A 26,565-nucleotide genomic window follows, 5' to 3' on the forward strand; every position below is an offset into this window, starting at 1 on the left:
CGGTGGACAGGTTCCCATCGGTACCTACCCACGTTGCCCAGTTATCCCTGCCAGCCCCTAGTCCCTACCCCCTAGCCCCGCTTCCAATCAGCTCTCGTCCTCCTGGGTGCAGAAGTACTCGATGGTCTTCTGGGCGCAGGTGCGGCAGTAGCCGAGTTTCCCGAGCATGGTCACGATCATGCGGTCGTAGAGCTTCTGGTTTTCCTCGTTTGTGCGGTTGGCTAGTGCTCCGATCAAGCTCCCGGCACCGGCGATGTCCGATTTCAGCCGCACGTCGGTGACCGCCTTGACCAGCTCCAGGTTGTCCATGAAGTCATAGCTCGGATCGACCGAGATCTTCTGGCCGTAGATCTTCCGGATCGAGGTCCTGAAGGAGGCACGCTGCTCCTCAGTCTTAAGCCCGATGCGCTCCTCGACGCTCTTCACGTAACGTTCGTCGATCTTGAGCGCCTTCAGCTCGCCGCTCTGGGGATCTTTGTACTTCCACATCCGATCCGGCCCGAGGTTCTCGGCATCGATGCCGATGATCATGTTGACGTAGTTCTGCACGTCCTTCTTGATGGCGAAAGGCTCGTCCATGTAGGCATTGAACATCTCGGTCATGATCCGCTCGCGGTAGAGCTTCTTGCCGGTCTTCAGGTCTTCCAGATATTTGGCGCGCTCGTTGGGTTCCACCACGTAGTCGAGCACGACCCGTTCCAGGCTCCTGAAGACATCGTAGGCGACCATGCAGCGCCCCTCGTTGGTCTCGGAGCTTTCCTTGAGGATCTGGATGCTGCGGCCGAGGCTCCTGTGCCCCAGGCCGCGCTGCCCGAAGCGCTTGGTGATATCCGGCTCCTGCCCGAGGGTGTCGATGACCTCGGCCAGCGCCTTGATGCTCTTTTCACCGGCCACCTCGCCGGCGGCAAGCTTCATGGTCTCGATCGGAGTCAGCTTCTCCGATCTGGGCAGCCTGGTGAGTACCACGCCGACGGAGGCGGCGTAGTTCAGATTCGGGTCCTGGTGCAGCACTTCCTTGGTCAGGGTGGTCTTCGATTCGCCGCCGATGGCGTAGGCCGTGAGCCCTTCCTGCATCCGGTAGTTGGTGTTGTGCGAGACATAGCAGATCCTGCAGCGGTCGACGATCGGCGCCTCCTCCTTCTCCGCCAGGAAACGGTTGAACTCGGAGTTGTTGCTGGTGGCGATGATCATGGAATCGATCGGCCACTTGTAGCCGTCGATCTCGATGGCGCGGTTCTGGATCACGCCCAGGTACACCTGCACCAAGTCCTTCTTGTTCTTGAAGATCTCGTCGGAGAAGTGGATGCCACCCCCCGCCACGCGGGCCAGAGCGCCTCGGCGCAGGTCGAAGCGGTACGGGTTGTTGGTGTCCGACAGGTGCAACAGGCGCTGGATCGATTCCTCGCCCAGCAGGTCCACGGCGGACGAGGTGATCTTGTCCTTGGCTGGATACTTGCCGGTGAGCGTCCCGAGGCTCTCGCTCATGGGTACGGGTAGGATGGCGATGCTCTCCAGGACCTTCTCCAGGTCGTTGTCGTGGTACTGCCGGATTTCGTTGAGGATGTAGCCGGTGCTCGCGCCCAGGGGGCGATAGTTCCGGTACAGGGTTTCTATTTCGGCGTCGGAGAACCCCTGTTCACCGATGAAGTGGCGGCTCTCCTCGGGATCGTCGAAGAGGTTCATGGCCAGGATCATCGGGTCCTCGTAGGTCTCCGAGTCGATCTCGCGGATGCGTCCGTAGTTGCCCAGCGCTTCCATGTTCAGGAAGCGGAAGCTGTACTTGCGGTTGCGCCCCTGCAGGAAATTCCGGTACTTGCCGCAGAGAAACTCCACGAAGAAGGTCTTGCCGTTGCCGGGCTCGCCCACCAGCACGAACGCCATCTCCTTACTGGAGCCACCTTCGGCCGCGTCCTTCACGAAGGAGACGAAGCTGTTGATCTCGTCGTACATGCCTATGGTGTGTTTGCGACCGGTCCGGAAGATGTTGAAGTCATAGGTCGTTTTGCCATTGACGACGACCTTCTCGAAACCCGGCTCCAGGATCATCCGAATGATCCCCTGGAAGGCGTTCTCAAAAACCCTTTCTCCCGCCTTGACGGCGGCCAGGTGCTGACGGAGCGTTTCGTTCTTGGCAGTCATGGTTTCCCTCCGCGTGTTATTAAGCTGCGGTCTTCGTTTTAATTGATTTTGATATCCAGAAAAATTATACGCCCCGGCGCTTTACTTTTGCAAAGTCTTTACTGTAAAGGCCCCTTGGGGACGTGTGACTCGTCCGGGGAGCGTCGCCCGGTCGTTAAACAGTGAACAGCGGCGAATACATTAGAAAATTAGCAGATTGAATTGTACCCACCGCTTTGATTTCTGCAACCGAGGGAAGAGGTATTCTGGTGGCGCCCCAGGAAATGAGGTTACGGGAGGACCCGGCCGCCATACTTTAAATTCGGGTATCCTCTGGTACCATTTGCTAGTCCCGGTCAGGGAAGGTTTTTAATGGGGATGACGAAAAGGAGGACTACATGAAGAGGAAAATTTTGTGGCTGGTACTGGCGGCGATGCTTGTGGCGATGGCGGGATGCGGCGGAGGGAACGACAGGCCCCTTATAGACACGACCATCGACAGCTATGAGACTGCGGACGGCGACATCCTGAAGCAGGGTAGCACGTTCACGATAACGATGCCGGGCGGCGGTGCGGGAGCCACACTTCTGGCGGGGGTAGCTCCTGACCTTTCGGGCGACGAGTACCGGGCCTTCCTGGATTTCCCACTCACCAGCGGGGTGAGAAACGGTGTGATCCAGTCCGCCACCCTCAACGTCGTGGTGAGAAACCTGAGCACCTCGCCTGCCGGCTCCAGCCTTCCGTTACTGGTGGAACTCGTGTCCTACGTCCCGCCCCTGATCGCTGGCGACTTCGATTCGGCCATACTGGCCATCCCCTCCAGGGCGCAAACCGTACGCACCATCACCCCGGCGCAGGTCAATGACCCGGGCGGGGTCGACATTGATGTAACTGCCCTCCTCATCGAAGCACAGAACCAGAGGCTTTCCCACTTCCAGATCAGACTACTGGAGGACTTCGTAAACTCACCGCTTGGCATCGTCACCATCGACGATTCGAACGCCACTCCGCCGCAACTCCGAGTGCTCTACTTCTAGAAGTACCGGCTCACATCGAGGTCGTAAAGGTAGGGATCCAAAACAGCGGTAATGATCTGGGGGGAGCCGGGTGAGCCAAGCGCAATCACCTCTCCCCCCTCCGTTTCACGCCCCTCCCGGTCGGCGATGACGCGCACCAGGGGGTTGTCCCACTGGGCCGGGTCCTCGCTGTTGCCCACCACTACCGCGATGTCCTTGTCGTCCAGAAGCAGCAACGACCCCACCGGATGGATCCCGACGCACGCAACGAAGACCTTCAACAGGGCCTGGTCGTAGGACCTGCCGCTTTGCGACAGCATGACCCGGAGGGCCTTGTGCGGGGGGTAGGCTGTGCGCCCGCTGACGCGCGAGGAGGTAAGGCCGTCGTAGCTGTCGGCAATGCCGATGATCCTCCCCAAAAGCCCCAGTTTCCTGTAGCCCAGGCGCGGATAACCTGAAAAATCCGCCATCAGGTGGTGCTCGAAGATGCCGGTGATGATGCGGGCAGTCAAATCGTCGAGCCCCTTCAGCTTCAGCACCTTCCTCACCCCGAACAGCGGGTGTTTTTCCATCAGCTCCCGCTCCTCTACCGAGAGTTCTCCCGCCTTGTTCAGGATTTCCGCAGGTATGTCGCAGTTACCGATGTCATGGAAGAGAGCGGCGAGCCCCAGCTCGCAGAGGTGAAACTTGTTCATCCCCAGCCTTTTCCCCACTAGAAGCGAGAGGATGCAGACGTTGGCGGCGTGATGCTGCGAGGAACTGTCATGGGAACGCATGGTGCTGAGGCCCAAGAGGTCAGTCTCGTGGGTGTAGAGGAGATCGACGATCTGCTGTACCACGCGCTTCGACTCCCGCAGACGCAGCCTCCGCCCCGAAGCCACCTCGGCCGCCACTTCGTCCATGGTTGAGAGGAGCTTGCGGTACAGCGGCCGCACCTTGTCCCCTGCCGAGCGCATCCGCTTAAGCTGCGGCGTTATGGTCAACACCTCGTCATCACGCAGCAGGTCGAGCTCCAGGTTGGCGATGCTCCGTTGCTGCACCGCATCCACCAGCCTCTGGAAGCAATCCGCCTCGTCCTCCTGCGGCTCCTGCAACAGGTACACGAAACGCTGCAGGTCGGTGCTGGTAACGGCCGGCCCGAAGGTGATACTGCCCAGGTGATGGCGCCGCATCAACTCGATGATGTACCGCGGCCCCTCGAAACTGGCGATGTCAGGCCGGAGCCGTAGCTCTCCCAGGTAGAGATGTCCACCCTTGAGAACCAGGGAAGCATCCTCATGCTGCCCGGTAATGGCCCGCAGTACCTCGAGAACGTTGCCGACCCGGTGCACGACGGCGGCGTGGCCGGCGCCGTAATTAACGGAGCTCTTGAGCAGGACGAAGAAATGCGCCACCAGGGTCTTGCCCAGCCTCGCCAGATCTTCTGCCACAGGTTCCCGAACCGTATCAAGCATCATGCCCCAACCTCACCGCGCCCAGCGCTTCTTTGCCGTGCCACATAAGATGCGATGGCCTGGTCCAAGATGGACCGGATCTCGCTTCCCTTCTTCTGGCCGCGCGCCTCTTCCAGAAGCTGCAGCGCCGACCTGCTGCGGATGCGGCCCAGCCCCAGGGCTGCAAGCTGCACCGACTCCTTCTCGTTCCCCTTCTGAAACCAGTAGCGCTTCATCAGCTGCTCGCGCAACAGGGGAAGCACGCTCTCCTGCCCCAGCTCTCCCAGCGCCAGAAAAATCTCCCTCTTCTCTTCGAAGGGACGCTCCTGGAAATCGTCGGCGCCCGCGAGCGCCACGATCGGCTTGAGCGCGAAGGGAAGCCTCTCCCGGGTCAGGACCTGCAGGGCCTTGATGCGCAGAGGGCTCGACTCGTCCCGCAGGAACTTCAGGATGTACGTTTTTGCCTTGGCGTCGCTGGTGCGCTCCAAAAAGCCCAGCACCTCGCGCCGGATGCGCGGCTCCCGGTGCGTGATCAGCCCGAGGATCATCTTGAGGGCCGCCGGCGTCCCGATCTGGGAGAGGATCAGCACGACGTTGCGCACCAGATACCAGCGCGGGTCGCTGAGAAAGGGCTGGAACACCGCCGGGTCCCCGCGCCCCAGTTCCACCAGGACCTCCACGATCAGCTTGCGCACCTTGAGTTTCTCCACGCGCCCCAACAACTCGCAGATCGACCCCAGCGAGGGGATACCCAAAATCAGCAACAGCTCTTTCAACTGGCCGTACTCTATCGCCGCCTCGTTGCCGTCCAGCGCTACCTTGAGCACCTCGACGGTGGAGGTGGAGAGTATCGCTGCCAGAACCTCAGCCAACTGCTGCCGCTGCTCCGGCGCCGTGATGGGGAGCTTTTGCAGGCGGTCCAGGAAGCGCGCCAGTTTGACGGCGTGGGCTATGTCGCCGGCCAGCACGAGGTTCACGGCCAGGTTGCCAAGGATTGCTGCGAAATCGGCGAAAAGCTCCGGCTCCTGAACCTCGCCCAGGATCGTGGCCAGAATCCTGATGACGTCATCAAGCCCGTTGCAGCGCCCCTCGAGATCGACCGCCTTGCGCAGCCACTCCTCCTCGTCGGCGGTGAGCATGAGCAGGTGCTTCGGGATCATCCGGGGTGCGGGCGGCGGCTGCTCCGTGAGAGCCTGCCGGATACGCTCCAGGGCGTCCCGTTGCTGGTTCGCATCCTCTGCCTCCCGCAACAGGTAGGGATCGCTGAAATCATCCTCGGTGAGGTAGCCGATGTGCTGGAGGTTTCGCTCCCAAAGCTGGGTCACCACGTCGTCGTCGCCGCTGGGACGCTCGAAGCCGACCACCCCCAGAAAGGCCACGATTTCTGCCGGCGCCACTCCTTGGTCGAAGAACACGGTTCTGATCCCGTCGGCGTGAAGCCGGCTCGCCATGCTCTCCTTGGGGTCCTTGTTCTCGTACACCTGCGCCCCCTGGTAGCGCAGCACGAACTGCTCCACGTCCAGGGTAAGCTCGCCGTAACGCGCCAGGTGAACAGTCATCCTGGTGCCCAAATCAGAAATGAACCCGATCAGTACCGGGTTGTTGGGCAGGTAGATCCTGAGCGCCTTCGACGTCTTGATCATGCCCAGGACGATCTGGGTCACCGAGGCAAGCTCTTTCTTACCGACGTCCGACTGCTCAACAGCCTGTTCCATCATGCTCCCTCGCCTGCGGTGGTGGTTAGGTCCACGCCGACCGCCCTTGCCTCGCGTTGCGCCTGCAAAACTCTCGGCTCATGAGCCCTCAGCATCAGGCACACCCGCGTAAGCATACGCTTTCCCTTGTTTTATGTAAAGGGATGGCCTTAGTCCGAAAGCGATAGCTCCAATCCCCATTAAAAATAAAGGCAAAAAAAAGGGAGCCGGCTCGAGGCCGACTCCCTTTGTTGCTGCTTTGGACTGCAGGGCTTACATCATGCCGCCCATGCCGCCCATACCGCCCATACCGCCCATGCCGCCCATGCCACCCGGCATTGCCGGCATGCCGCCATCTTCCTTCGGCTTGTCGGCAATCATCGCCTCGGTGGTCATCATGAGACCTGCCACGGAAGCTGCGTTCTGCAGTGCGCTCCTGGAGACCTTGGTCGGGTCGATGATGCCGGCCTCGATCATGTCGACGTAGACGTCGTCGGCCGCGTTGTAGCCGAAGGCCTCCTTGCCGTTCTTCACCTTGTCGACCACGATGGAGCCGTCGACGCCGGCGTTCTGTGCGATCTGACGGATCGGCTCCTCGAGGGCGCGCTTGATCACGTTGACGCCGAACTGCTGCTCCGGTGCGAGCTTCAGGTTGTCCAGCACCTGCATGGCGCGCAGGTAAGCCACGCCGCCTCCGGGGACGATGCCCTCGTCGACCGCCGCGCGGGTTGCGTGGAGCGCGTCTTCGACGCGTGCCTTCTTCTCCTTCATCTCGATCTCGGTGGCCGCACCGACCTTGATCACGGCGACGCCGCCAACCAGTTTCGCCAGACGCTCCTGGAGCTTCTCGCGGTCGTAGTCGGAGGAGGTCTCGTCGATCTGGGCACGGATCATCTTGACGCGGCCCTGGATGTCGGCCTCAGCGCCGTAGCCATCGATGATGGTGGTGTTGTCCTTGTCGACGGTGATCTTCTTCGCGTTGCCGAGCATGTCAATGGTGGTGTTCTCGAGTTTGAAGCCGACTTCCTCGGAGATCACCTTGCCGCCGGTCAGGATGGCGATGTCTTCGAGCATCGCCTTGCGACGATCGCCAAAGCCCGGGGCCTTGACGGCGCAGACGTTCAGCACGCCGCGCAGTTTGTTGACCACCAGGGTGGCCAGGGCCTCGCCCTCGATGTCCTCGGCGATGATCAGCAGCGGACGGCCCGACTTGGCGGTCTGCTCGAGAACCGGGAGGAGGTCCTTCATGTTGGAGATCTTCTTGTCGTGGATCAGGATGGCGACGTTGTCCATGGCCGCTTCCATGCGCTCCGGATCGGTCACGAAGTACGGGGAGAGGTAGCCGCGGTCGAACTGCATGCCCTCGACGGTCTCAAGGGTGGTTTCCATCGCCTTGGCTTCCTCGACGGTGATGACCCCTTCCTTGCCGACTTTCTCCATGGCCTGGGCGATGATGTCGCCGATGGTCTTGTCGTTGTTGGCGGAGATGGTGCCGACCTGCGCGATTTCCTTGTGGTCCTTGATCGGCTTGGAGATGTTCTTCAGCTCGCCCACCAGCGCCTCGACAGCCTGATCCAGCCCGCGCTTGATTTCCATCGGGTTGTGGCCGGCAGCGACCAGCTTCGCGCCCTGACGGTAGATGGCCTGCGCGAGAACGGTAGCGGTGGTGGTGCCGTCACCGGCGACGTCGGAGGTCTTGGAAGCGACTTCCTTCACCAGCTGTGCGCCCATGTTCTCGAACTTGTCGTCCAGCTCGATTTCCTTGGCGACGGTGACGCCGTCCTTGGTGATGAGCGGTGCGCCGTAGGATTTCTCGATGACGACGTTGCGCCCTTTGGGGCCCAGGGTCACTTTCACTGCGTCTGCCAGGGTGTTCACACCTTTGAGGATGCAGTTGCGTGCTTCCTGGTCGAATTTGATGATCTTTGCTGCCATATCTAATCTCCTCCTTAAATGATTGTAGTCGTGAAGGGTTAGCTGCCGGGATTACTTTACGACGACGCCGAGGATGTCGTCCTCGCGCATGATCAGGTAGTCCTCACCCTCGAGCTTCACTTCGCTACCTGCATATTTGCCGAACAGCACCTTGTCGCCCACCTTCAGATCGATCGGGTACACCTTGCCGTCCTCGCCCCTCTTCCCGTTGCCCACTGCCACGACTTCGCCCTGCTGCGGCTTTTCCTTGGCGGTTTCCGGGATGTACAGCCCACCGGCGGTCATGGTAGCTTCCTCAACCCTCTTCACGATGATACGGTCCTGCAGCGGTCTAAGATTCATGCTTTCCTCTCCTTTCCTTGAGATGCATCGATCTCTTGATTATTGAAAAAAATATTAGCACTCAAAACTGCTGAGTGCTAAATGCCTGCTAAATATAAACAGCATGACCCTAAAAATCAAGGGCGGTCTGCAAAATAATTTTCCCGCAGCTATCCCCTTGCTACCACTTCCTTTTTGCCAGTTCCTCGGCGTAAAACTTTTGGTACAGGATTTCCCATTCGCGGCTGCCGGGGACCTTGGCCTGGCTGTAGGAGGCGAGCTTCGTGCGCACCGCCTGGTCCACCTGTTCCATGATGGAGAAGAATCCCTCGATGGAGTCCTTGATGGAGTCGAGGGCGCGTCGCTCGTCCGGGAAGTCGGCGAGGTCGTCGTTGTAGAGTTTGTCGTAGATCTTGTGAGCTATATGGGAAATGCGGTCTTCCGAGATGTGCATGGTGTCTCCTTGCATGGCTTGCCGGCGGGCCGGGCAATCACAGAACGATCTTCCTCTCCTTGGCCAGTTTGTCCTTGACCATCTTGAGCATCTTGTGCCGGTCGATGCCCTGGCCTCCCACTGCCTTGAGGGTCTGCTCCAAGAGCGCCTCGGCGTCGCGCTCCAGGTCTTCCTCCTTTTTGATGTCCTGGGCGATGGCGGCCTTGATTCCCGCCAGCACCGCGCCCCGCCCCTGTTTTTGCTGCACCAGTTGCGCGCACTCCAGGTCTCCCAGCACCTTTTCCGCCAGGCGCGCGATCTGTTCTTCCTTAAGACGCATCTTGCCTCCCATTTATTAAGGGTTTCGGTTGGGCGCATTGTACGTCAACAGGGCAAAATTGCAACAGTTTTGGGGACCGCATGAGCGGCATTGTCATTAAAGAAAACAAGGTTGATTTCTCATAAGCTCAGACCTACAATACAGCCACTACACGCTCTCTCTGCCGTGCCCGTGAGGTTATTAAAGCCCCTGCGGAATAATTTTTTGAACGGGAGCCTGTTTCGACCGTGGTGTGCTGCCCCATTACGCGGGAATTGCCTGAAGCGGTCTACAGGAGCCCACCTGAATGGGAACTCGCTGTGAGGCCCCCCAACCGAACGACAAGGCGGAGAGAGCTGCAATAGAAATTAGGGGATCCGGCGACGGTCCCCTTTTTTTCGTCTTGCGCTCCGGTGGCTATGGATATATAGCAATGGATGGCTCGCCACTCCCTGCTCCACGGTTTCGGAGGCATGCATGACTCCCCACTTCCTCCCCACCCTGGTCAACCCTCCCTTCGGAGACCCCGGCGTGTACGTCGATTTTCAGTTCGCCCGGCGCGCCATCCTCTTCGACCTGGGGGAGATCCACCGCCTCGGTCCCCGCAAGATCCTGCGTTTGAGCGACGTCTGCATCTCCCACACCCACATCGACCACTTCATCGGCTTCGACCTGATGCTGCGCATCATGCTCGGGCGCGACATGGCGCTGCGTCTCTTTGGCCCTCCCGGCATCCTGCAACAGGTCGAGCATCGCCTCGCCTCCTACAGCTGGAACCTGATCCAGAGCTACCCCACCGAGTTCGTCATCACCGTCACCGAACTACACCCGGATGGCAGCGGGGTGCGTGCCCGCTTCAGCTCGCGCCGGGTTTTCGCCCGAGAGGACGAGGAGCGGCTCACCTTCACGGACGGCGTGATCCTGGAGGAGGAGAACTTGCGGCTGCGGGCGACCTTCCTGGAGCACAGTATCCCCTGCCTCGCCTACGCTTTCGAGGAAAAGCTGCACGTGAACTTCATGAAGAACCACCTTGCGGAGTTGGGACTACCGGTTGGCCCCTGGCTGTCGGAGGTGAAGCGTGCCGTGCTGCGCGGTGAGCCAGACGATACCGTGATTGTGGCCTCGCTGCCAGGCCAGTCGGAAGGGCGCCGCCTTACCATCGGCCAACTCAAGGAGAAGGTGCTGCAGGTAGTGCCCGGCGAGAAGATCGCCTACGTCACCGACACCGCCTTCACCCCCGACAACCGCCGCCGCATCGTGGCATTAGCCCGCGGCGCCGACTACTTCTTCATCGAGGCCGTGTTCCTGGACGTGGATGCCGAGCGCGCCCGGGAGCGCGCCCACCTGACCGCTCGCCAGGCGGGCCAATTGGCGCGTGAGGCCGGTGCCGCGCGGGTGATCCCGTTCCACTTTTCCCCGAGGCACCTGGGCGCCGAGGAGGAACTGCGCCGAGAGGTTGAGGAGGCTTTCGCAGGTAGATAAGTATCCCCTCGCCCCCCGGGAGAGGGGCGGGGGTGAGGGCGCTGCTCATGGCAGAAACAGTGCGCGATGCCACCTCCCTCACCCGCCCTTCGGGCACCCTCTCCCGGAGGGAGAGGGTATGGGACGCAAAAAAAGGGGGACCCGGTTACCGGGTCCCCCTTTTCTCATTCACATCATGTATCCGCTTCTAGTCGAGCCTGAGCGCCACGAACAGGGAGGTATCCCCCCTTCTGAGCAGCATCTTCAGGTACCCGCCCTTCTTGACGGCCCCGACCACCTTGCTGTAGTCCTTGGCGCTGGAGATGCGCACCCCGTTGATCTCCCGGATCAGGTCCCCCTCGACGATGCCGGCCTTCTCCGCGACACTGTCGGCCTGCACGTCAGTTACCAGGACACCTTTCTCTCCCTGCAGCCTCATTTGCTGGGCGCGTTCCGGGGTCAGGTCGGTGACCTTCAGCCCGAGGCGGTCGCCGGTGACCGTGCCGTCCTCGTCCTCTCCGCCGTCTTTCAGCTTCTCAATGGCGACCTGGAGCGGCACCTGCTTGCCGTCGCGCAGTACCACGAGCTTCACATGCTTGCCCACCGGGGTCGCCGCCACGCGGCGCGGCAGTTCCGCCATGTCCTTGATGACATGACCGTCGTACTCGAGGATGATATCGCCACCCTTGACGCCGGCCTTTTCGGCGGGGCTATCCTTCATGACCTCGGCCACCAGGGCGCCCTGCTCGCTCTCCATACCGAAGGACTTGGCCAAGTCCTGGGTCACCATCTGTACGGAAACGCCCAGCCAGCCGCGGGTCACCTTACCGCTTTCCTTGAGTTGCGGCAGGATCTCCTTGGCCATGTTCACCGGAATCGCGAAACCGATCCCCTGTCCGCCGGCTACGATGGCTGTGTTGATGCCGATCACCTCGCCGTCGGTGTTGAAGAGCGGGCCACCGGAGTTGCCCGGGTTGATGGAGGCATCGGTCTGGATGAAGTCGTCGTACGGGCCGCTGCCGATCACCCTGCCTTGGGCGCTGATGATGCCGGCGGTGACGGTCTGGCTCAGGCCGAAGGGGTTACCGATGGCCATGACCCAGTCGCCGACCTCCATCTTGTCGCTGTCGCCCAGGGGCGCTACCGGCAGGTGCGCCTTGGCGTCGATCTTGACCAGGGCCAGGTCGAGCTTGTCGTCGCGCCCCTTCACCTCGCCCTTGAACTCGCGACCGTCAGAGAGCTTGACCTTGATGTCGTCGGCATCCTTCACCACGTGGTTGTTGGTGATGATGTAGCCGTCATCGCTGATGATGAAGCCCGAGCCCATGCTTTGCTGCTTATGGGGTTGCTGGCGCGGGGCCTCGAAGAACTTGTCGAAATACTCTTGGAAGGGATCGCCGCCCGGATGCTGCCGCTTCTTCATGGCGATGGTCTTGGAAGTGCTGATGTTGACTACCGCTGGCTTCAGTCTCTTGGCAAGCTTGGCGAAGTCGGGGGTGAGCGTCGTGGCGCCCGCGACGGTGGAGAAAACGGAGGAGAGAAATAAGCTAAACACCAGAAATCTTGCGACGATTGCTGCCTGCATGGCTACCTCCTGGGATTTGAGTACGGTAAAGCTAATACTGCACCGGTACTTTGTCAAGCCTTCCCACCGGGGAGCGGCTTTAACGAAAAAAAACGGACCTCCCCCAGGCCGCTATGGCCAGGAGAGGTCCGTTGCTCGGACTAGAAGGGTGACACCGGTTGGCGGCTACTCTTCTTCTTTGAGGATGTAGCCCACGCCCCTGACGGTGTGGATCAGCTTCTTGTCAGCTTCACGGTCGATCTTCTTACGCAGATAGTTCACGTAGACGTCGATGATGTTGGTGAAGCTGTCGAAGGTGTAATCCCAGACGTGCTCGGCGATCATGGTCCTGGTAAGCACCTGGTGCGGGTTGCGCATGAAGTACTCGAGCAGGCCGTATTCTTTGGCGGTAAGATCGATTTCCTTGTCCTTGCGCCATACCTTGTGGGTAACCGGGTCGAGACGGAGGTCGGCGAAGCGGATCTCGGCGCCGCGGTCGAGCTCGCTCCTTCTCATCAGCGCACGGACGCGGGCCAACAGCTCGGCGAAGGCGAACGGCTTGGTCAGGTAATCGTCGGAACCGGAGTCCAGACCAGCCACGATATCTTCTACGGAGTCCTTCGCGGTGAGCATCAGAATCGGGGTGACGTTCTTACGCTCCCTGAGTTCCTTCAGCACGGAAAGGCCGTCTTTTTTCGGAAGCATCCAGTCAAGTACGATGAGATCGAACGGCTTCTCCAGCGCAAGCTTCAGTCCCTCTTCACCGTCGGCGGCCGTGTGGACTTCGTACTGCTCCTCCTCGAGTCCGCGCTTAATGAAGCTGGCAACCTTTTTTTCGTCTTCTACCACCAAGATTCTCATGTTGATTTCCTCTCTTTGAAATTATGTCGACCTCTAATCGTGCCTGATATCACCATGAAGCCTGCTTAAAATCTCGGCGGCAGACTCCTCAACCGATTTGTTGGTTACGTCGATCACCAGCCAGGCGGGGTGGGCCCGGTAAAAGCGCCGACAGTAGGCCAGTTCTTCCTCGACCTGCCTGTAGTCGGCGTAACTGCCGCGCGGGCTCTGCCTCAGGTTCCTGAGCCGCGCGCAACGTATATCGACCAGCCGCTGCGTGTCGATAATGAGACCTACCACCCGTTCCGGCTCCACCTCCTCCAGCTCCGGGGGAGGGTCGATTCCCTGGATGATGGGCACGTTCGCCACCTTGTACCCCTTGTGGGCCAGGTACATGGAGAGCGGAGTCTTCGACGAGCGGGACACGCCGATCAGGACGATGTCCGCCTTGTGCAGGTTGCGCGGCTCCTGGCCGTCGTCCTGCTTCACGGTAAAATCAACCGCCTCCATGCGGCGGTAATACTCGGAGTTCATCTCATACTGCAGGCCGGGAAGCTTCTGCGGCCTCATCTCCAGGAACTCGGCCAGCTTGAAGAGAAGCGGGGTGATCAGGTCCACCGCATCCAGCTGTCTCGCCTCGCACTCGTTCCTGACGAACTGGGCCAGTTCCGTGTTCACCAGCGTATAAAAGATAATGCCGGGTTGCCGGTCCACCTCGTCCAGGGCCTTGATAATGTCGTCGCGGTTCCTGATCTGCCCGACCCGGCGCAGGCGGACATCCACGTCCTTGAACTGGGTCAGCGCGGCCCGCGCCACCCGCTCGACGGTCTCACCCGTCGCATCCGAAAGTAAATAAACGTGGTACATCCGTAGTCACCCGAAAAGTGCCGTTCTACCAAGGCTTTACCAGCCAAATCGCCAAACTCATTAGATATATACCATGTTTTTTCATTTTAGGCAAAACTAAAATTTAATGGGAAACGCTTCTGTAAAAACTTATCGGCACATCTCCGAAAAATTTTAATTATAATTACGCCCTAGTTTTTTTGGATGTCAAGGTTTTCATTGCCATTTCCTTTATTTCTCTGGTAGTTTAATCCGGCAAGACGGAACCCAAAAGGAGAAGCAAACTCATTATGATTACAGATTGGGCGGAAATCGCCTGTGACGTCCCGGCCGAGATGGTCGACACATTAGCGGACTTCTTAGTGGAACTGACCGGCAACGGCGTCGGCGTGGACAACCTGCACCTGGATACCTTTTCCCTGGATACCCTGGAAGACAGCAGCATCAAGACTGTCAAGGGGTACCTCCCCCTGGACGACTCCCTGGAGGACATGCGCATCAAGGTGGAGCAGTTCCTGGCCCAGCATGGGCCGGACTTTCCCGGTTTCGTCTACGCCCCGCCGGTAGTCACCATCATCAAGAACGAGGACTGGGCCAACAACTGGAAGGTGCACTTCAAGCCGGTGCGCATCGGCAAGCGGCTGGTGATCAAGCCGACCTGGGAGGAGTACCAGCAGGTCGAGGGTGACCTGGTGATCCAGATCGACCCCGGCATGGCCTTCGGCACCGGCGCCCACCCCACCACCAAGATGTGCCTGGAAGCCCTGGAGCGGATCGCCTTTGCCTGCCCGGAGGCGAAACTCCCCAACCCCGTCCTTGACGTCGGTACCGGTTCCGGCGTGCTCAGCATCGCCGCCGCGCTTCTGGGCGCCACCGAAATCACCGCGGTCGATATCGACCCGGAGGCGGTCCGGGTGACCCAGGAAAACCTTGAGTTGAACGGCGTCGACGGCGTGGTCAAAGCCTCCACCACCGACCTGTCCCAGCTTCCCAGCGGCTATGCCGTCGTGGTCGCCAACATCCTCGCCGAGGAACTGGTGCGCCTCTCCGACCAGCTCACCTCCCGCGTGGCACCTGGCGGCTGGCTGATCCTCTCCGGCATCCTCACCGAGAAGGAGGAGTTTGTCCGCGCCGGCTTCCCCGGCCTTGAGCTCGTGGAAAACCCGCGGGAGCTGGAGTGGTCCTGCCTCACCCTGAGAAAGCCGCTCTAACGGATGCGCAGCTTCTTCCTGGGAGACAACGCAGTCGGCGACGGTGAAGCCACCGTCACCGGCGAGCTGTACCGGCACATGGCGCGCGTGCTGCGGCTCAAAGAGGGGGTCGAGGTCGAGTTGGTGGACGGCGACGGCAGGCGCCACAGCGGCGTGATCGCCGAGGTGGGTGCCAAGAGCCTCACCGTCCGCATCGACGCTACCACCGCGGCACCCGAGCCGGAGCCGGGTCTGCGCATTACCCTGTACCAGGGGCTCCCCAAGGGGGACAAGCTCGACCTGATCCTGCAAAAGTGCACCGAGCTCGGCATTGCCGAAGTGGTCACCTTCGATGCCGCCCGCTCGGTGGTCAAGCTGCGCGGGGAGAAGACGGCGGGCAAGCAGGCCCGTTTCGAGAAGATCGTGCAGGAAGCTGCGCGCCAGTGCGGGCGCAGCTCCGCCCCCCGGGTCGCCATCGGCGGGAGCCTAAAAGAGGTGCTGCGCGATGCGCCGCAGACGGTGAAGCTGCTTTTGTGGGAAGGGGAAGAGAAGACGACCTTGCGGGAGTGCCTGGAACGTTACCAGGCGCCGGAGAGCGTGGCCGTGGTGGTCGGGCCGGAGGGTGGGCTGACCACGGAAGAAGTGGCCACCGCCCTTGCCTGCGGCTTCACCCCGGTGACGCTGGGGAAGCGGATACTGCGCACGGAGACCGCCGGACTGGCGCTGGTTTCCATACTGCAATTTCATTGGGGAGACTTGGGGTGACAGCGGAAGCCGCACCTCCTCTGTCCTTGAGGGGACACACAGGGGGACAGGCACCTGGCGGAGCCAGTCCCCTAACGGAGCAGTACCCTACTTGAGCGCGATCACGAGCGCCACAATCGAGACCAGCAGGGACACTCCCGCCACCCCCATGAGCACCTTCTCGCGGGCCAGCACCACCTTGAGCGTCTTGATGGCGAGCTGCAGATGCCCCGAGGTCTCCAGGAGCGCCCGCTCCAGTTTTCGGTTCTCCTCTTCCAACTGATGCAGCCTCGCCTCCATGCCTCCCGGGGAGCCAGGTCCCATAAAGCGCCCTTTGGCCCGGCTGGCCATGTCCGCCACCATGGGGAGATTCTCCATCACCCGCCCCCACGGAATCCTCGTCGCCGCAATCTTGGCTATGCTCCAGATGCTCATGATGCCCTCCTTTATCTATTCCCCAGCTGAATAACCTAAATCAAATCCCCCCCGTCCCCCCATTTGCAAAGGGGGAGCCTCAGGCCAAGACCTCGAATTAATTTGAAACCATCTCGACGAAGCGGCGCGCGAAGAGCGGTCCCTTCGCCTCATCCTCGTGCTTGAAGAAGACGAAGGCTTCACTCCATCCCCTGCCGCGCACCAGCTCCGCCCACTTTCTCAACTCATCCACCTGGTAATCCGGGCGTCTCAGCCGCAAATACCCCCAGGTCGCCGTCGCTACCGCCGGAATCTCCAGCTCGCCCTCGATGTCGGCGATGCAGAGCGCGGCGTCGTTTCTATGCAAAAGCGCGAAGACCTCGTCGTCAAGCCAGGAGCGGTGGCGAAACTGCAGGGCCACCCGGCGCCCCGGCGGGATCAGCGCCAGCAAATCGTGCAGCAGAGGCAGGTCCTTCTTGAGGCTGGGGGGAAGCTGGAACAGCACCGCGCCCAGCCGCCTTCCCAGGACGCCGGCGACGTCGAAGAGATAGGAGACCTGGTCGGCGACGTCGCGCAACCGGTTCACGTGGGTGATGCGCTGCGGCGCCTTGAGCACGAACCTGAAGGTCTCCGGGACCTGGTCGCACCACCCCGCCAGCATGGTGTCTTTGGGCATGCGGTGGAAGGTGTTGTTGATTTCCACGCTGTTGAACTGCCCGCCGTAGTACTGCAGCATTGCGCGGGAGGGGAGGTCGGCGGGGTAGAAGCTCCCTTTCCACTCGGTGTAGGAATAACCGCTGGTGCCTATGTACAGGAGCACGGCGCACCTCCGACCCTGGTTCGCTTCAGTCACAGCAACATGTTATACAACAGAGGTGCGCCGGCACAAGGCAAACTAATGTAAATCCCCCCGGCAGCTCCCTCATCTGACGAAAAAAGGCGGGTCCCTCATTTGGAACCCGCCCGTCGTGCCGCTATGTCTGTTGCTCAGGAGATCAGCGATGCCAACTCGTCGCCGAACGCCTCGCGCTGCCAGCGCTTCAAGAGGGCGTCCTGCGAGGAACCCGGCTCGGCCAGAGCCTCCAGGAGCGTATTGTTGGCTACCAGCCCCACGCCCAAGCCGAGCTGGGCCGACTTCGCCTCACGCCAGATCTTGAGCCGTTTCACCTTTTCGTCCTGGAGCCGGTCCAGCACCGGACGACGGCTCTGCTGCACCTGGGGCAGCTTATCCTGCGGCAGGGCCAGGCCGTTGGCGATCGCCTGCAGCAACCCGCGCCCGAGCCGCTCGATCAGCTTGGAGGACATGGTATGGATACCGACCAGTTCGAAGTTGCTCCTGGGCTGTTTCTCGGCGAGCTCGCGCAACAGGTCGTTACTGAGGATCCGGAAGGGGGGGACGTCGGCGATGCGGGCCTTCTCGTCACGGAACTTCAGGAGTTCCTCGAGGACGGCCAGCTCGCGCGGCTTCATCTTGTTGGCCCCCTTGAAGCGCAGGCACATCAGTTCGCCCTCGCGCGACGGCGATCTCACCCCCGCCACCAACTCGGACTCCTCCTCCACCCAGGCCAGACGCCCCTTGGCCACCAGTTCCGCCTCGAGCTGACGGTACAGCTCGATCAGGAGTGAGGTGTCCTTCATGGCATATTCCAGCATCTCCTGGGAGAAGGGACGCTTGCTCCAGTCCGCCTTCTGGTAGCGTTTGTCCAGCTCGACGCTGAAACGCTTCTTCAAGAGCGCGGCCAGGCCGAACTCGCTCTCGCCCAGGAACTGGCTGGCGATCATGGTGTCGAAAAGGTTGACCACTTCGATGCCGAAGTCGCGGTACAGCGAGCGCATGTCGTAGTCCGCGCCGTGGAAGATCTTCTTGATGGCCGGATTGGCGAAGATCGGCGCCAGTGCCCGCACGTCGATCGGAGCCAACGGATCGATCAGGCGGTCCTCCGACGGGGAGGAAACCTGGATCAGGCAGACCTTCTCGGTATAGTGGTGCAGCGAGTCGGCCTCCAGGTCGAAGGCGAGCACCGACTCCTTCGAGAGCCGCTCTACGAGTTCATCCAGGGTCTGTTGGTCGGTGACGAGATGTGCCGCTGCGGGATTTGTTGCTTTATTCTTGTTCTGCAAATGGTTCCGTCCGTTTCTGCATCTATATATGCTTGCGAGATATTTGGCGTTGACGACCTGCTCCGGTCGTGGCGACTACGCCAGCCGGGAAGATTACAACCTTTTCACCTTCAGTACAAGTCCAGATCCGCTGTTTCCGAAAAAATTGCGGCTGCCGGGATTACTGCCCCGGCCCGATTTCGATCAGGGCCTGGATGGTCCGTTCCATTTCCTCTTTGGTGCCGATGGTGATGCGCAGGCCGTGGCTCAGCTTCGGGTCGGTGAAGTGGCGCACCAGGATCTTACGGTCGTAAAGCCCCTGGTAGACCCGGGTGCCGTCACGGTCGGGCGGGCTGGCAAAAACGTAGTTGCCGCTGGATGGAATGACCCGGTAGCCGATCCTCTTCAGTTCCGCGGTGAACCAGGCGCGGGTTTCCTTGATCTTGGCGACGCAGTCGAGGAAATAGGCCTGGTCGTGGAGCGCCGCGGTGGCGGCAGCCTGCGCCAGCCGGTCCAGGTTGTAGTGGTCGCGGATCTTGTTCAAAGCCGCGATCACCTCCGGACGCGCGATGGCAAGGCCAAGCCTCATGCCGGCCAGGGAGTAGCTCTTGGAGAAGGTGCGGGTGACCACGACGTTATCGAGGGCGCGTACCAGTTCCAGCGAAGTTTCCTCCGCGAAGTCGACGTAGGCCTCGTCCACCACCAGCATCCCGGAAAGCCGCCCGGCCAGGTCCCCGATGTAGTTCTGGCTGAAGGTAAACCCCAGCGGCGCATTCGGGTTGGTGAGGAAGAGGAGCTTGCCGTCGTAATGCTCCGGGATCCCCTCCGGCTCGAAGGATTCGGTGAGACCGAAGGTGCGCACCTTGGCCCCCTGCACTTCGGCCAACGTTCCGTAGTAGGAGTACGAGGGATGGATGTAGGCGATCTCCTCACCCTCGCCAGCGAAGGCGCGGATCAGGTTGTTGAGCACCTCGTCCGACCCGTTGGCCATGATGATCCAGGAGGGGTCGAAGCCGTATAACCGGCCAGCCTCCTCGCGCGCCAGGCGGCTGGCGGCGTCCGGATAGCGGCGCAGCCCCTCGCCGACCTCGGTGGCGATGGCCTGGATCACCTGCGGGGAAGGCGGGTACGGGTTCTCGTTGGTGTTCAGCTTGATGTAGGAAGCGACGTCATCGGGCTGGAAGCCCGGGACATAGCCTGCCATCTGTGCGATGTTTTGCCGCAGGGCAATCATGGCAACTCCTTTGCTGGCGGATTGGAACTGTGACTATAACCGCAATTCAATGAGAAAGTCAAAGCCCCAGGCTCTAATACCGCTCCAATTCCCGGTAGAGCGTGGTGCGCCGGACCGGCGTAAAGCCTGCGACCTTAATGAGATCGATCATCTGCTGCTGCGACATCCGGAACCGGCAACCCGCCGCGGCCACCACGTTTTCCTCAAGCATGGTGCCCCCCACGTCGTTGGCGCCGAAAAAGAGCGCCACCTGGGCCATCTTCGCCCCTTGCGTCACCCAGCTGGCCTGGATATTCGGGATGTTCCTGAGCACGATGCGGGACAGGGCCAGCACCTTGAGGTACTCGACGCCGCTTGCGGTCTCGCCGCCGAGCTCCGTGTTGCCGGGCTGATAGGTCCAGGGGATGAAGGCGGTGAAGCTCCCTCCCTGCGCCTGCAGCTCGCGCACCCGGAACAGGTGCTCGACCACGTCCTCGATGCGCTCCTTGCTGCCGAACATCATGGTCGCGGTGGTGGGCATGCCGAGTTTGGCCGCCTCGCGCATGACCTCGGCCCACCCCTGCCAGCCGATTTTCTTGGGAGAAATCTCGGCGCGCACGCTGTCCACCAGGATCTCCGCACCGCCACCCGGGACCGAATCGAGCCCCGCCTCCTTCAGGCGCCGCAGCGTTTCGGGGATGGAGAGGCCGGAGAGCTTGGCGGTGTGGGTGATCTCGGCCGGCGACAGTGAGTGGTTCTGGACACCGGGGAAGCGGCGCTTGATCTCGCGGAACAGGGTTTCGAAGTAAGTAATGTCGAGCGACGGGTGCAGCCCGCCCTGCATCAGCAGCTGCGTCCCACCCTGGTCCACCAGTTCCTGGATCTTGGCCATGATGGCTTCGTTTTCCAGCAGGTAGGCGTCCTCGGCGTCGGGGTTCCGGTAGAACGCGCAGAACTTGCACTGGGACTCGCAGACGTTGGTGTAGTTGACATTGCGATCCACAACGAAGCTGACGCAGCCGTCAGGGTGCATGCTACGGCGGATGGAATCGGCGATGCGGCCGACGGCAAGAAGATCCCCCTCGGTCAGGCACCAGAGCGCCTCCTCGAAGGTTATGTCAGCGTCGGCGGCAACTTTTTCAGTGATGGTTGTAAGCATGGTGTGGACCTGCGGCTTTCTTGGCTAAAGGGCGACGGGTGGTTGTCCCGGTGGACCCGCTGAACCTTGTGGACCCGGTGGACGGGCAGAATTTAATAAGCGTGGAGCTCGCGGTACAGGGTGTCGCGTTCCACCGGGATGCGACCTGCTTTGCGGATCATGGCGACGATGCCGTCGCGGCTCATGGCCTGCGGGGTGTCGGCGCCCGCCTCGTGACCGATGCGCTCCTCTACCACGGTGCCGTCCAGGTCGTTGACGCCGAAGCAGAGCGAGACCTGGGCGATCTTCTCGCCCAGCATGACCCAGTAGGCCTTGACGTTGGCGAAGTTGTCCAGGTAGATGCGGCCGACGGCCAGGGTGCGCAGGTCGTCGACGCCGCTGGTGCCGCTGCCGCCGATCTTTAACTGGGAATGCTCGGGCTGGAAGGCGAGCGGAATGAATACCTGGAAGCCGCCGGTCCTATCCTGCAGTTCGCGCAACTGGCGCATGTGATCGACCCGGTCCTCGATGCTTTCCAGGTGACCGTAGAGCATGGTGGCGTTGGATTTAAGCCCAGCCGCGTGCACCTGCTCCATGATGGCGAGCCACTCGGCGCCGCTGATCTTCTCCGGGCAGAGCTGGTTGCGGATCTCGGGGGCGAAGATCTCGGCGCCCCCGCCGGGGAGCGAGCCCAGCCCGGCCTCCTTCAGCTTCTCCAGGGTCTGCGGGATGGAAAGCTTGGCGAGCTCGGCCAGGTAAGCGATCTCGACCGCCGTGAAGGCCTTCACGTGCAGATCCGGCGAAACTGATTTGATGGTCGCCAGCAGTTCCAGGTAGAACTCGAAGGGGAGGTCGGGGTGCAGCCCGCCCACCACGTGGATCTCTGTGGCCCCCTGCTGCAGCGCCTCTTCGGCGCGGGCGCGCACCTCGTCCAGCGACATCAGGTAGGCGCCTTCCTCGCCGGCCCTCCGGAAAAAGGCGCAGAAGCGGCAGCGGTTGACGCAGATATTGGTGTGGTTGATGTGGCGATTAACGTTGAAGAAGACCTTGCGGCCGTTGCGCCGCTCGTTCACCGTCTGGGCCAGCTCGCCCAGCTCCAAGAGGTTCGGGTGCCGGAACAGCACGAGTGCCTCGGCCTCATCGATGCGGGCACCACGGTGTACTTTCTCAGCTATGGTTGCAAAAGTCATTGCTGCTTTTTCCTTTCTTGTCGGACCGGCCGGAGTGAGTCGAACCGGGGGAGGCGGGTTCGGATGCGGCGGTTACTCGCCGCCCCAGCGTCGGAACAGGGCGTGCTCGACCTGCACGCTGTCCAGCACCTTGCCGACCACGAAATCGACCAGGTCCTCCATGCTCTGCGGCTGGTGGTAAAAACCGGGCATGGCGGGCACCATCCTCACCCCCAGTCGGGACAACTTCAGCATGTGCTCCAGGTGGATGGCGTTCAGCGGAGTCTCGCGCGGCACCAGCACCAGGGGGCGCGCCTCCTTGAGCATCACGTCCGCGGCCCGCTCCAGGAGGTTTCCGGCGTTGCCGCAACTGATGCGGGACAGGGTCCCCATGGAACAGGGCACCACCAGCATGGCGTCGGGCGCCGACGACCCACTGGCAATGGGAGCAAAAAGATCATCGCAGGCGTAATAACGAAGGTCACCGCTACCGACCTTCTGGCGCAGTTGCTCCTGCACCACCTGCGCCGCGCCCCCCCACTCCAGGCCGCACTCCTCGCGCAGCACCGCGAAGCCGGCATCGCTTATCATCACGCTGACCCGCGCCCCCGAGCGTAGCAGTTCCTCGATCACCCTGAGACCGTAGATGCTGCCGGAGGCCCCGGTTATGGCAACGACGAAATGGCGCGGCTTCACAGCGCCCCCGCTGTCAGGGTATCCAGCAGCGTGGCGAAGAAGAGGGTAACGCTGATGTAACCGTTCATATTGAAGAAGGCGGCGTCAAGGGCGTCGAGATTGCCGCCGCGCAGCAAGTGGTGCTCGTAAAGCAGCATGGCGCAAGTGGCGACCAGGCCGGCCAGGAAGAAGGTTCCCAGCCCCAGGTAAAGATAGAGGGCCAGCAGGAACAGGCAGGAAGCAAGGTGAAAGATGCGCGAGGTCCAGAGCGAACCGTTCAAGCCGAGCTTGGCGGGAATGGAGTGCAGCCCGCTTTGCCGGTCGAACTCCATGTCCTGCAGGGCGTAGAGGATATCGAAGCCGGCCACCCAGAAGAGCACGGCCAGGGCCAGGAGGAAGGCAGGCAGATCGGCGCTGCCGCGGATGGCGATCCAGGCGCCCAGCGGAGCCCCGGCCAGGCAAATCCCCAGCACCACGTGGGCCAGGGCGGTGAAACGCTTGCAGTAGGAGTAGAGGAGGATAAAACCGAGCGCCACCGGGGACAGATAGAGGCAGAGCGGGTTCAGCATCTTGGCGGCGAAGAGCATGAGCAGCACGGACAGCGCGATAAAGAAGATCACGGAGCCGCGGCCCAAAAGGCCGGCTGGAATGGCACGCCCCGCGGTGCGCGGGTTGCGGCCATCGATGTCGGCGTCGATAACACGGTTAAGCCCCATGGCCGCCGTGCGCGCCCCCACCATGGCCAGCACGATCCACGCGGCCTGAGCCAGCGTAGGGAGTCCCTTGGCCGCCAACAGCGCGCCGGTGAAGGCGAAGGGAAGTGCGAAAATGGTGTGGCTGAACTTTATCATCTCCAGGAATACCCTGATCCTGGCGTAACTGGTCATCTCGACTCCTGCCTGAGTGCTCATGAGTTCCTTTCCCGCCCTGTGCTCAGAGAAAGCCGTATTCCCGCCATCTCCGCTCTACCTGGGCGCTAACCGATGCATCCGGTTGCAACAATTGCTTCCGCCCCCCACCTTCTTCCGGGAGCTTATCGGTGGCATCGACCCCGAGGCAGCCGTCCGGCGTCACCACCAGGTCGGCGGGAAAACGGACCTCGTTCAGCGCCTGCCAAAACCCGTGCGCCAGGGTTAGCTCTTCCCCGGTGCTATCCACGACCACCAGGAGCTTGCCGCGTTTCAGCCATCCCTCGCTGCGTAGCCGCGCCAGCACCTGCCGTCCCTGCCCCGGCTCCTTCTTCTCGATCGAGATGATGGCACAGCCGTGGAAGATCCCCTCCACCGGCATGACCAGGTCGACGATCTCCGGGCATTGCCGGCGCAGCAGGGGGAGCAGCAGCCGCTCCGCAGCCTTGGCCAGGAAGCAGTCTTCCATCGGCGGGGGACCGACCACCGTCGCCTGGCAGATCGGATTATTTCTGCGGGTGATGCAACTGACACGTAAAAGCGGCACTTCTTCGCCGGGATCGTAACTCCCGGTGTAGTTGCCGAAAGCACCCTCGCGGCGGGTGGCGCCGGGGTCGATCACCCCCTCGATGACGAGCTCCGCGTCGGCCGGAACCAGGAGCTCCGACTCGAGGGATGGCGCCATGCCGATGGGCGCCCCGTGTAGGTAACCCGCGAAGGAGACCTCGTCCAAAGGCTCCGGCAAGGGGAGCATCGCCGCCAGCGTGAGCGCCGGGGCGGCACCGACGGCAATGGCCACCGGCATCGGCAGTCCTGCCGCCCGGTATTTCTCGTGATGTTCGAAGCCGCCGCTGCCGGGCTTCCAGCGGATACCCACACAGCCGTCATCGAAGATCCGGACCCGGTACATGCCGCAGTTGCCGGCGCCGGTGTCAGGGTCCCGGGTAAACACCAGGGGGAGCGTGATGAAGCGCCCGCCGTCATGCGGCCAGCTCTTCAGGAAGGGATATCCTCCCAGGTCAGGAAGCCGTTCGACCACCTCCTGGCAGGGTGCCTGGCGCACTAAAGTCGGCGCCGGCGCACTCTCGGGTACAGCGAGCAGCTGTTCCATCTTGCCCGTCAACAGGGAAAGGTGTTCGACCTGGAGCGCAAGCGCCATGCGTGAAGGGGAGCCGAAGAGGTTGGTTGCCACAGGGTAGGAACTTCCCTTGACGTTTTGGAAGAGAAGGGCCTTGCCGCCACCGGGGAGCTTGCTCTGCCGGTCGGTGATGCAGGCAATTTCCAGATCGGAATCCACCTCAGCATCCACCCGATGTAGCTCACCTGCGGCGTCCAGCACGGCGAGAAAGTCTCGTAAGTCCCTGATGGCCATGCACACTCCGCAAAAAACCTGAAGAGAAAGTTTTTAACACTTCCACCCGGGGATGACAATGTTTTTCTTCCCCTATCGCCCCCTCGCCGACCGGGGTAACTCCGCCCCCTGACACGTGGCCCCGACGGCGTAACATTCCGGATTGGCTTGATTAGGAAAAGCGGCAAGGTACTTTTTGCATCATCACTGCTCTTAATGCTTGACAAGCTGCAACCGATACTGATATATCTCTCCTCCTGATTGACCCGTCAGAGATTTTCACGCCGGAATGTAGCGCAGCCTGGTAGCGCACCTGCTTCGGGAGCAGGGGGTCGGAGGTTCGAATCCTCTCATTCCGACCATTACAAAACAAGGTCTTTAGCCCACGCTAAAGGCCTTTTTTGTTACCTTTTCCGGTCCATCCTGTCCTTCTCCGGTACCGGACTTGCCTGCCGACCTCCTGCAGCATCACCCATAGAAGCTTTCTTCTCCCCAAAGCCTTGTCGGTCTTGGCTAGTGCAGACGGTATTTCTCCGGTTCTTCCGGTACGTCTCCGATACAATCGATCCATTGCCCTCCAGTAACTTCTTGATTCTTTTGGGCTGGTGAAGGAGACGGCATCTTGCGCAAAAGAACTTTTCTTCCCCGCCGGTGCCGCTCCTTGCTGATTCTGTTAACGAGCATTCCCCGTTACTTCCCAAAGGAGTGATCCCTTGTCCGCTTTCGCAGCAAATTAGTCGTCAATGAGCTGTGCTCCCATATCACGGGGACCTTTCGGCCCTACCTATGTCAGAGTCCAAGGTTTGGTCTTGCAAATCACTTAAAATTTTGCTTTTATTGCCTCTAATTAATTTCTTGGCGGGCATCCTCTTGATCTAGGCGCCCTTACTACTAGCTGACGATGGAGGTTGTTATGGGCGAGATGCATCATTTGAGCGTAGGCTGTGCTGATTGTGCTGTCATCAAGTCAGACAACCATACGTTTCTCATAGATTGTCATGGGATAGAGAACCACTCGCATCTGTTGCCTGCAAGCAAATATATCAAGGCTGTTTTCATCACGCATCAGCACTATGACCACTTTGATGGTCTGGACTACCTCAAGAAGAATGGTTACAGCATTGGTTCGATAATACATGCGCCTTATGAGAGGCGATACAATGACGCAAGCGTCCGACATGAGGAATGGCAAAGCTTCCAGGGTTACGTTAAACATTTTACGGATAAAGGCACAACGGTTCACGCTCCTTATCGCCAGAAGCAGTTTGAGAATCCTTGGTGGGAAATTGACGGGCTAAAGTTTTTCATCCTAGGGCCGGCAACACATATAGCAAAAGCTGAAACCCGCGAGCTTCACGACGCATGTTTGGTCATCTGCGCCAGACTTAAAGCAAGGAAATGCCTGTTCACAGGAGATGCCTCTGACACTAGCTTGAAGTATATCTCTGACAATACTAACAATATATGTGATGACATTCTTCATGCGAGTCACCATGGCAGTATCAACGGGGCAGACCTTGAGTTTATAAAAAAATGTTGTGCAGAGTACACTGTGATATCTACAAAATCCGGTGTACACGACAACGTTCCCAGTTCTACGGCCTTACAGCGATATCGCAACAATACTTCAAAGATCGTGTACAGAACGGACACTGATGGGTCCCTGAAATGGAGCTTCTGAGT

General features: G+C 60.8%; 24 protein-coding genes, 1 tRNA gene and 1 other RNA gene. 7 read left to right on the top strand and 19 right to left on the bottom strand.

The genetic code is table 11. The features are described from left to right. Nucleotides 1–87: 87 nt before the first annotated feature. On the bottom strand, nt 88–2,139 hold the full coding sequence (locus tag JFN90_RS18065; protein WP_199396516.1) for a serine protein kinase PrkA: 2,052 nt from the start codon (nt 2,137–2,139) through the stop codon (nt 88–90). Between the two features lie 419 nt (nt 2,140–2,558). Here JFN90_RS18065 and JFN90_RS18070 point away from each other — a divergent pair, with 419 nt between their 5' ends. Then, nucleotides 2,559–3,155, top strand: a complete 597-nt coding sequence (locus JFN90_RS18070) for a hypothetical protein (RefSeq protein WP_199396517.1) — start codon at nt 2,559–2,561, stop codon at nt 3,153–3,155. Here the strand turns inward: JFN90_RS18070 and JFN90_RS18075 are convergent. The 6 genes from JFN90_RS18075 to JFN90_RS18100 form a co-directional block, all read right to left on the bottom strand. After that, nucleotides 3,152–4,564 carry an HD-GYP domain-containing protein gene (locus tag JFN90_RS18075; RefSeq protein ID WP_328755773.1) on the bottom strand — a complete coding sequence of 471 codons (1,413 nt, stop codon included), beginning with the start codon at nt 4,562–4,564 and terminating at the stop codon, nt 3,152–3,154. The two genes, JFN90_RS18070 and JFN90_RS18075, sit on opposite strands and share 4 nt — an antisense overlap. Nucleotides 4,565–4,587: 23 nt before the next feature. After that, the gene (locus tag JFN90_RS18080; RefSeq protein WP_236019058.1) at nt 4,588–6,282 is read right to left on the bottom strand and encodes a HEAT repeat domain-containing protein; all 1,695 of its coding nucleotides are present in this window, start codon (nt 6,280–6,282) and stop codon (nt 4,588–4,590) included. Between the two features lie 252 nt (nt 6,283–6,534). Continuing rightward, entirely contained in the window at nt 6,535–8,196 is a 1,662-nt protein-coding gene (gene groL, locus JFN90_RS18085; RefSeq protein WP_199396520.1) for a chaperonin GroEL, read from the bottom strand. A 51-nt stretch (nt 8,197–8,247) separates the two neighbouring features. Beyond that, nucleotides 8,248–8,538 (bottom strand): co-chaperone GroES, encoded by a 291-nt coding sequence (gene groES / locus JFN90_RS18090; RefSeq protein ID WP_199396521.1) that lies wholly within the window; start codon nt 8,536–8,538, stop codon nt 8,248–8,250. Between the two features lie 160 nt (nt 8,539–8,698). After that, nucleotides 8,699–8,971 (bottom strand): DUF507 family protein, encoded by a 273-nt coding sequence (locus JFN90_RS18095; RefSeq protein ID WP_199396522.1) that lies wholly within the window; start codon nt 8,969–8,971, stop codon nt 8,699–8,701. A gap of 37 nt (nt 8,972–9,008) precedes the next feature. After that, entirely contained in the window at nt 9,009–9,290 is a 282-nt protein-coding gene (locus tag JFN90_RS18100; protein WP_199396523.1) for a DUF507 family protein, read from the bottom strand. 154 nt (nt 9,291–9,444) lie between these two features. Here JFN90_RS18100 and ssrS point away from each other — a divergent pair. Together ssrS and JFN90_RS18110 are read left to right on the top strand one after the other, a co-directional pair. Beyond that, nucleotides 9,445–9,626: non-coding RNA, 6S RNA (gene ssrS / locus JFN90_RS18105), on the top strand. 120 nt (nt 9,627–9,746) lie between these two features. Then, nucleotides 9,747–10,751 (top strand): ribonuclease Z, encoded by a 1,005-nt coding sequence (locus tag JFN90_RS18110; protein WP_199396524.1) that lies wholly within the window; start codon nt 9,747–9,749, stop codon nt 10,749–10,751. A 187-nt stretch (nt 10,752–10,938) separates the two neighbouring features. Here JFN90_RS18110 and JFN90_RS18115 read toward each other — a convergent pair whose 3' ends face one another. From JFN90_RS18115 to JFN90_RS18125, 3 genes are all read right to left on the bottom strand, one after another. Then, nucleotides 10,939–12,315, bottom strand: a complete 1,377-nt coding sequence (locus JFN90_RS18115) for a DegQ family serine endoprotease (RefSeq protein ID WP_199396525.1) — start codon at nt 12,313–12,315, stop codon at nt 10,939–10,941. Nucleotides 12,316–12,480: 165 nt separating this feature from the next. Next, nucleotides 12,481–13,155 carry a response regulator transcription factor gene (locus JFN90_RS18120; RefSeq protein WP_183344735.1) on the bottom strand — a complete coding sequence of 225 codons (675 nt, stop codon included), beginning with the start codon at nt 13,153–13,155 and terminating at the stop codon, nt 12,481–12,483. Between the two features lie 33 nt (nt 13,156–13,188). Next, the gene (locus tag JFN90_RS18125) at nt 13,189–14,001 is read right to left on the bottom strand and encodes a pyruvate, water dikinase regulatory protein (RefSeq protein WP_199396526.1); all 813 of its coding nucleotides are present in this window, start codon (nt 13,999–14,001) and stop codon (nt 13,189–13,191) included. Nucleotides 14,002–14,270: 269 nt separating this feature from the next. Here JFN90_RS18125 and prmA point away from each other — a divergent pair, with 269 nt between their 5' ends. Both prmA and JFN90_RS18135 read left to right on the top strand, forming a co-directional pair. Further along, on the top strand, nt 14,271–15,191 hold the full coding sequence (gene prmA / locus JFN90_RS18130) for a 50S ribosomal protein L11 methyltransferase (protein ID WP_199396527.1): 921 nt from the start codon (nt 14,271–14,273) through the stop codon (nt 15,189–15,191). 3 nt (nt 15,192–15,194) lie between these two features. Beyond that, nucleotides 15,195–15,935 (top strand): 16S rRNA (uracil(1498)-N(3))-methyltransferase, encoded by a 741-nt coding sequence (locus JFN90_RS18135; RefSeq protein ID WP_199396528.1) that lies wholly within the window; start codon nt 15,195–15,197, stop codon nt 15,933–15,935. An 87-nt stretch (nt 15,936–16,022) separates the two neighbouring features. Here the strand turns inward: JFN90_RS18135 and JFN90_RS18140 are convergent, their stop codons facing one another. The 9 genes from JFN90_RS18140 to JFN90_RS18180 form a co-directional block, all read right to left on the bottom strand. Next, entirely contained in the window at nt 16,023–16,349 is a 327-nt protein-coding gene (locus tag JFN90_RS18140; protein WP_199396529.1) for a hypothetical protein, read from the bottom strand. 97 nt (nt 16,350–16,446) lie between these two features. Next, nucleotides 16,447–17,148 carry a DUF72 domain-containing protein gene (locus JFN90_RS18145; RefSeq protein ID WP_199396530.1) on the bottom strand — a complete coding sequence of 234 codons (702 nt, stop codon included), beginning with the start codon at nt 17,146–17,148 and terminating at the stop codon, nt 16,447–16,449. Nucleotides 17,149–17,315: 167 nt separating this feature from the next. Beyond that, nucleotides 17,316–18,449: a ribonuclease D gene (locus JFN90_RS18150; RefSeq protein ID WP_199396531.1), complete on the bottom strand. Its 1,134-nt coding sequence runs from the start codon at nt 18,447–18,449 to the stop codon at nt 17,316–17,318. A 160-nt stretch (nt 18,450–18,609) separates the two neighbouring features. Further along, nucleotides 18,610–19,662, bottom strand: a complete 1,053-nt coding sequence (gene hisC / locus JFN90_RS18155; RefSeq protein WP_199396532.1) for a histidinol-phosphate transaminase — start codon at nt 19,660–19,662, stop codon at nt 18,610–18,612. Nucleotides 19,663–19,735: 73 nt separating this feature from the next. After that, the gene (gene mqnC, locus JFN90_RS18160; RefSeq protein ID WP_199396533.1) at nt 19,736–20,800 is read right to left on the bottom strand and encodes a cyclic dehypoxanthinyl futalosine synthase; all 1,065 of its coding nucleotides are present in this window, start codon (nt 20,798–20,800) and stop codon (nt 19,736–19,738) included. A 92-nt stretch (nt 20,801–20,892) separates the two neighbouring features. Then, on the bottom strand, nt 20,893–21,969 hold the full coding sequence (gene mqnE / locus JFN90_RS18165) for an aminofutalosine synthase MqnE (RefSeq protein ID WP_199396534.1): 1,077 nt from the start codon (nt 21,967–21,969) through the stop codon (nt 20,893–20,895). 72 nt (nt 21,970–22,041) lie between these two features. Next, nucleotides 22,042–22,644, bottom strand: coding sequence for a UbiX family flavin prenyltransferase (locus JFN90_RS18170; RefSeq protein WP_199396535.1), 603 nt, complete (start codon nt 22,642–22,644; stop codon nt 22,042–22,044). After that, on the bottom strand, nt 22,641–23,510 hold the full coding sequence (locus tag JFN90_RS18175; RefSeq protein ID WP_199396536.1) for a 4-hydroxybenzoate octaprenyltransferase: 870 nt from the start codon (nt 23,508–23,510) through the stop codon (nt 22,641–22,643). Before JFN90_RS18175 ends, JFN90_RS18170 begins: the two co-directional genes overlap by 4 nt. Before the next feature lie 46 nt (nt 23,511–23,556). Then, entirely contained in the window at nt 23,557–24,903 is a 1,347-nt protein-coding gene (locus JFN90_RS18180) for a UbiD family decarboxylase (protein WP_199396537.1), read from the bottom strand. Nucleotides 24,904–25,167: 264 nt separating this feature from the next. Here JFN90_RS18180 and JFN90_RS18185 point away from each other — a divergent pair. Together JFN90_RS18185 and JFN90_RS18190 are read left to right on the top strand one after the other, a co-directional pair. Next, nucleotides 25,168–25,244: transfer RNA gene (locus tag JFN90_RS18185), tRNA-Pro, on the top strand. A 551-nt stretch (nt 25,245–25,795) separates the two neighbouring features. Continuing rightward, nucleotides 25,796–26,563 (top strand): ComEC/Rec2 family competence protein, encoded by a 768-nt coding sequence (locus JFN90_RS18190; RefSeq protein ID WP_199396538.1) that lies wholly within the window; start codon nt 25,796–25,798, stop codon nt 26,561–26,563. Nucleotides 26,564–26,565 lie beyond the last annotated feature (2 nt).

Source organism: Geomonas propionica (genome assembly GCF_016458235.1).
Classification (GTDB): Bacteria; Desulfobacterota; Desulfuromonadia; order Geobacterales; family Geobacteraceae; genus Geomonas; species Geomonas propionica.

Bases quoted from the DNA above. Each gene is read 5' to 3' on its own strand.
- mqnC (WP_199396533.1), bottom strand. From the start codon at position 20,800: ATGCTTACAACCATCACTGAAAAAGTTGCCGCCGACGCTGACATAACC.
- JFN90_RS18135 (WP_199396528.1), top strand. From the start codon at position 15,195: ATGCGCAGCTTCTTCCTGGGAGACAACGCAGTCGGCGACGGTGAAGCC.
- JFN90_RS18175 (WP_199396536.1), bottom strand. From the start codon at position 23,510: ATGACCAGTTACGCCAGGATCAGGGTATTCCTGGAGATGATAAAGTTC.
- JFN90_RS18110 (WP_199396524.1), top strand. From the start codon at position 9,747: ATGACTCCCCACTTCCTCCCCACCCTGGTCAACCCTCCCTTCGGAGAC.
- JFN90_RS18180 (WP_199396537.1), bottom strand. From the start codon at position 24,903: ATGGCCATCAGGGACTTACGAGACTTTCTCGCCGTGCTGGACGCCGCA.
- JFN90_RS18190 (WP_199396538.1), top strand. From the start codon at position 25,796: ATGGGCGAGATGCATCATTTGAGCGTAGGCTGTGCTGATTGTGCTGTC.
- groL (WP_199396520.1), bottom strand. From the start codon at position 8,196: ATGGCAGCAAAGATCATCAAATTCGACCAGGAAGCACGCAACTGCATC.
- mqnE (WP_199396534.1), bottom strand. From the start codon at position 21,969: ATGACTTTTGCAACCATAGCTGAGAAAGTACACCGTGGTGCCCGCATC.
- prmA (WP_199396527.1), top strand. From the start codon at position 14,271: ATGATTACAGATTGGGCGGAAATCGCCTGTGACGTCCCGGCCGAGATG.
- hisC (WP_199396532.1), bottom strand. From the start codon at position 19,662: ATGATTGCCCTGCGGCAAAACATCGCACAGATGGCAGGCTATGTCCCG.
- groES (WP_199396521.1), bottom strand. From the start codon at position 8,538: ATGAATCTTAGACCGCTGCAGGACCGTATCATCGTGAAGAGGGTTGAG.
- JFN90_RS18100 (WP_199396523.1), bottom strand. From the start codon at position 9,290: ATGCGTCTTAAGGAAGAACAGATCGCGCGCCTGGCGGAAAAGGTGCTG.
- JFN90_RS18080 (WP_236019058.1), bottom strand. From the start codon at position 6,282: ATGGAACAGGCTGTTGAGCAGTCGGACGTCGGTAAGAAAGAGCTTGCC.
- JFN90_RS18095 (WP_199396522.1), bottom strand. From the start codon at position 8,971: ATGCACATCTCGGAAGACCGCATTTCCCATATAGCTCACAAGATCTAC.
- JFN90_RS18115 (WP_199396525.1), bottom strand. From the start codon at position 12,315: ATGCAGGCAGCAATCGTCGCAAGATTTCTGGTGTTTAGCTTATTTCTC.
- JFN90_RS18120 (WP_183344735.1), bottom strand. From the start codon at position 13,155: ATGAGAATCTTGGTGGTAGAAGACGAAAAAAAGGTTGCCAGCTTCATT.
- JFN90_RS18125 (WP_199396526.1), bottom strand. From the start codon at position 14,001: ATGTACCACGTTTATTTACTTTCGGATGCGACGGGTGAGACCGTCGAG.
- JFN90_RS18065 (WP_199396516.1), bottom strand. From the start codon at position 2,139: ATGACTGCCAAGAACGAAACGCTCCGTCAGCACCTGGCCGCCGTCAAG.
- JFN90_RS18140 (WP_199396529.1), bottom strand. From the start codon at position 16,349: ATGAGCATCTGGAGCATAGCCAAGATTGCGGCGACGAGGATTCCGTGG.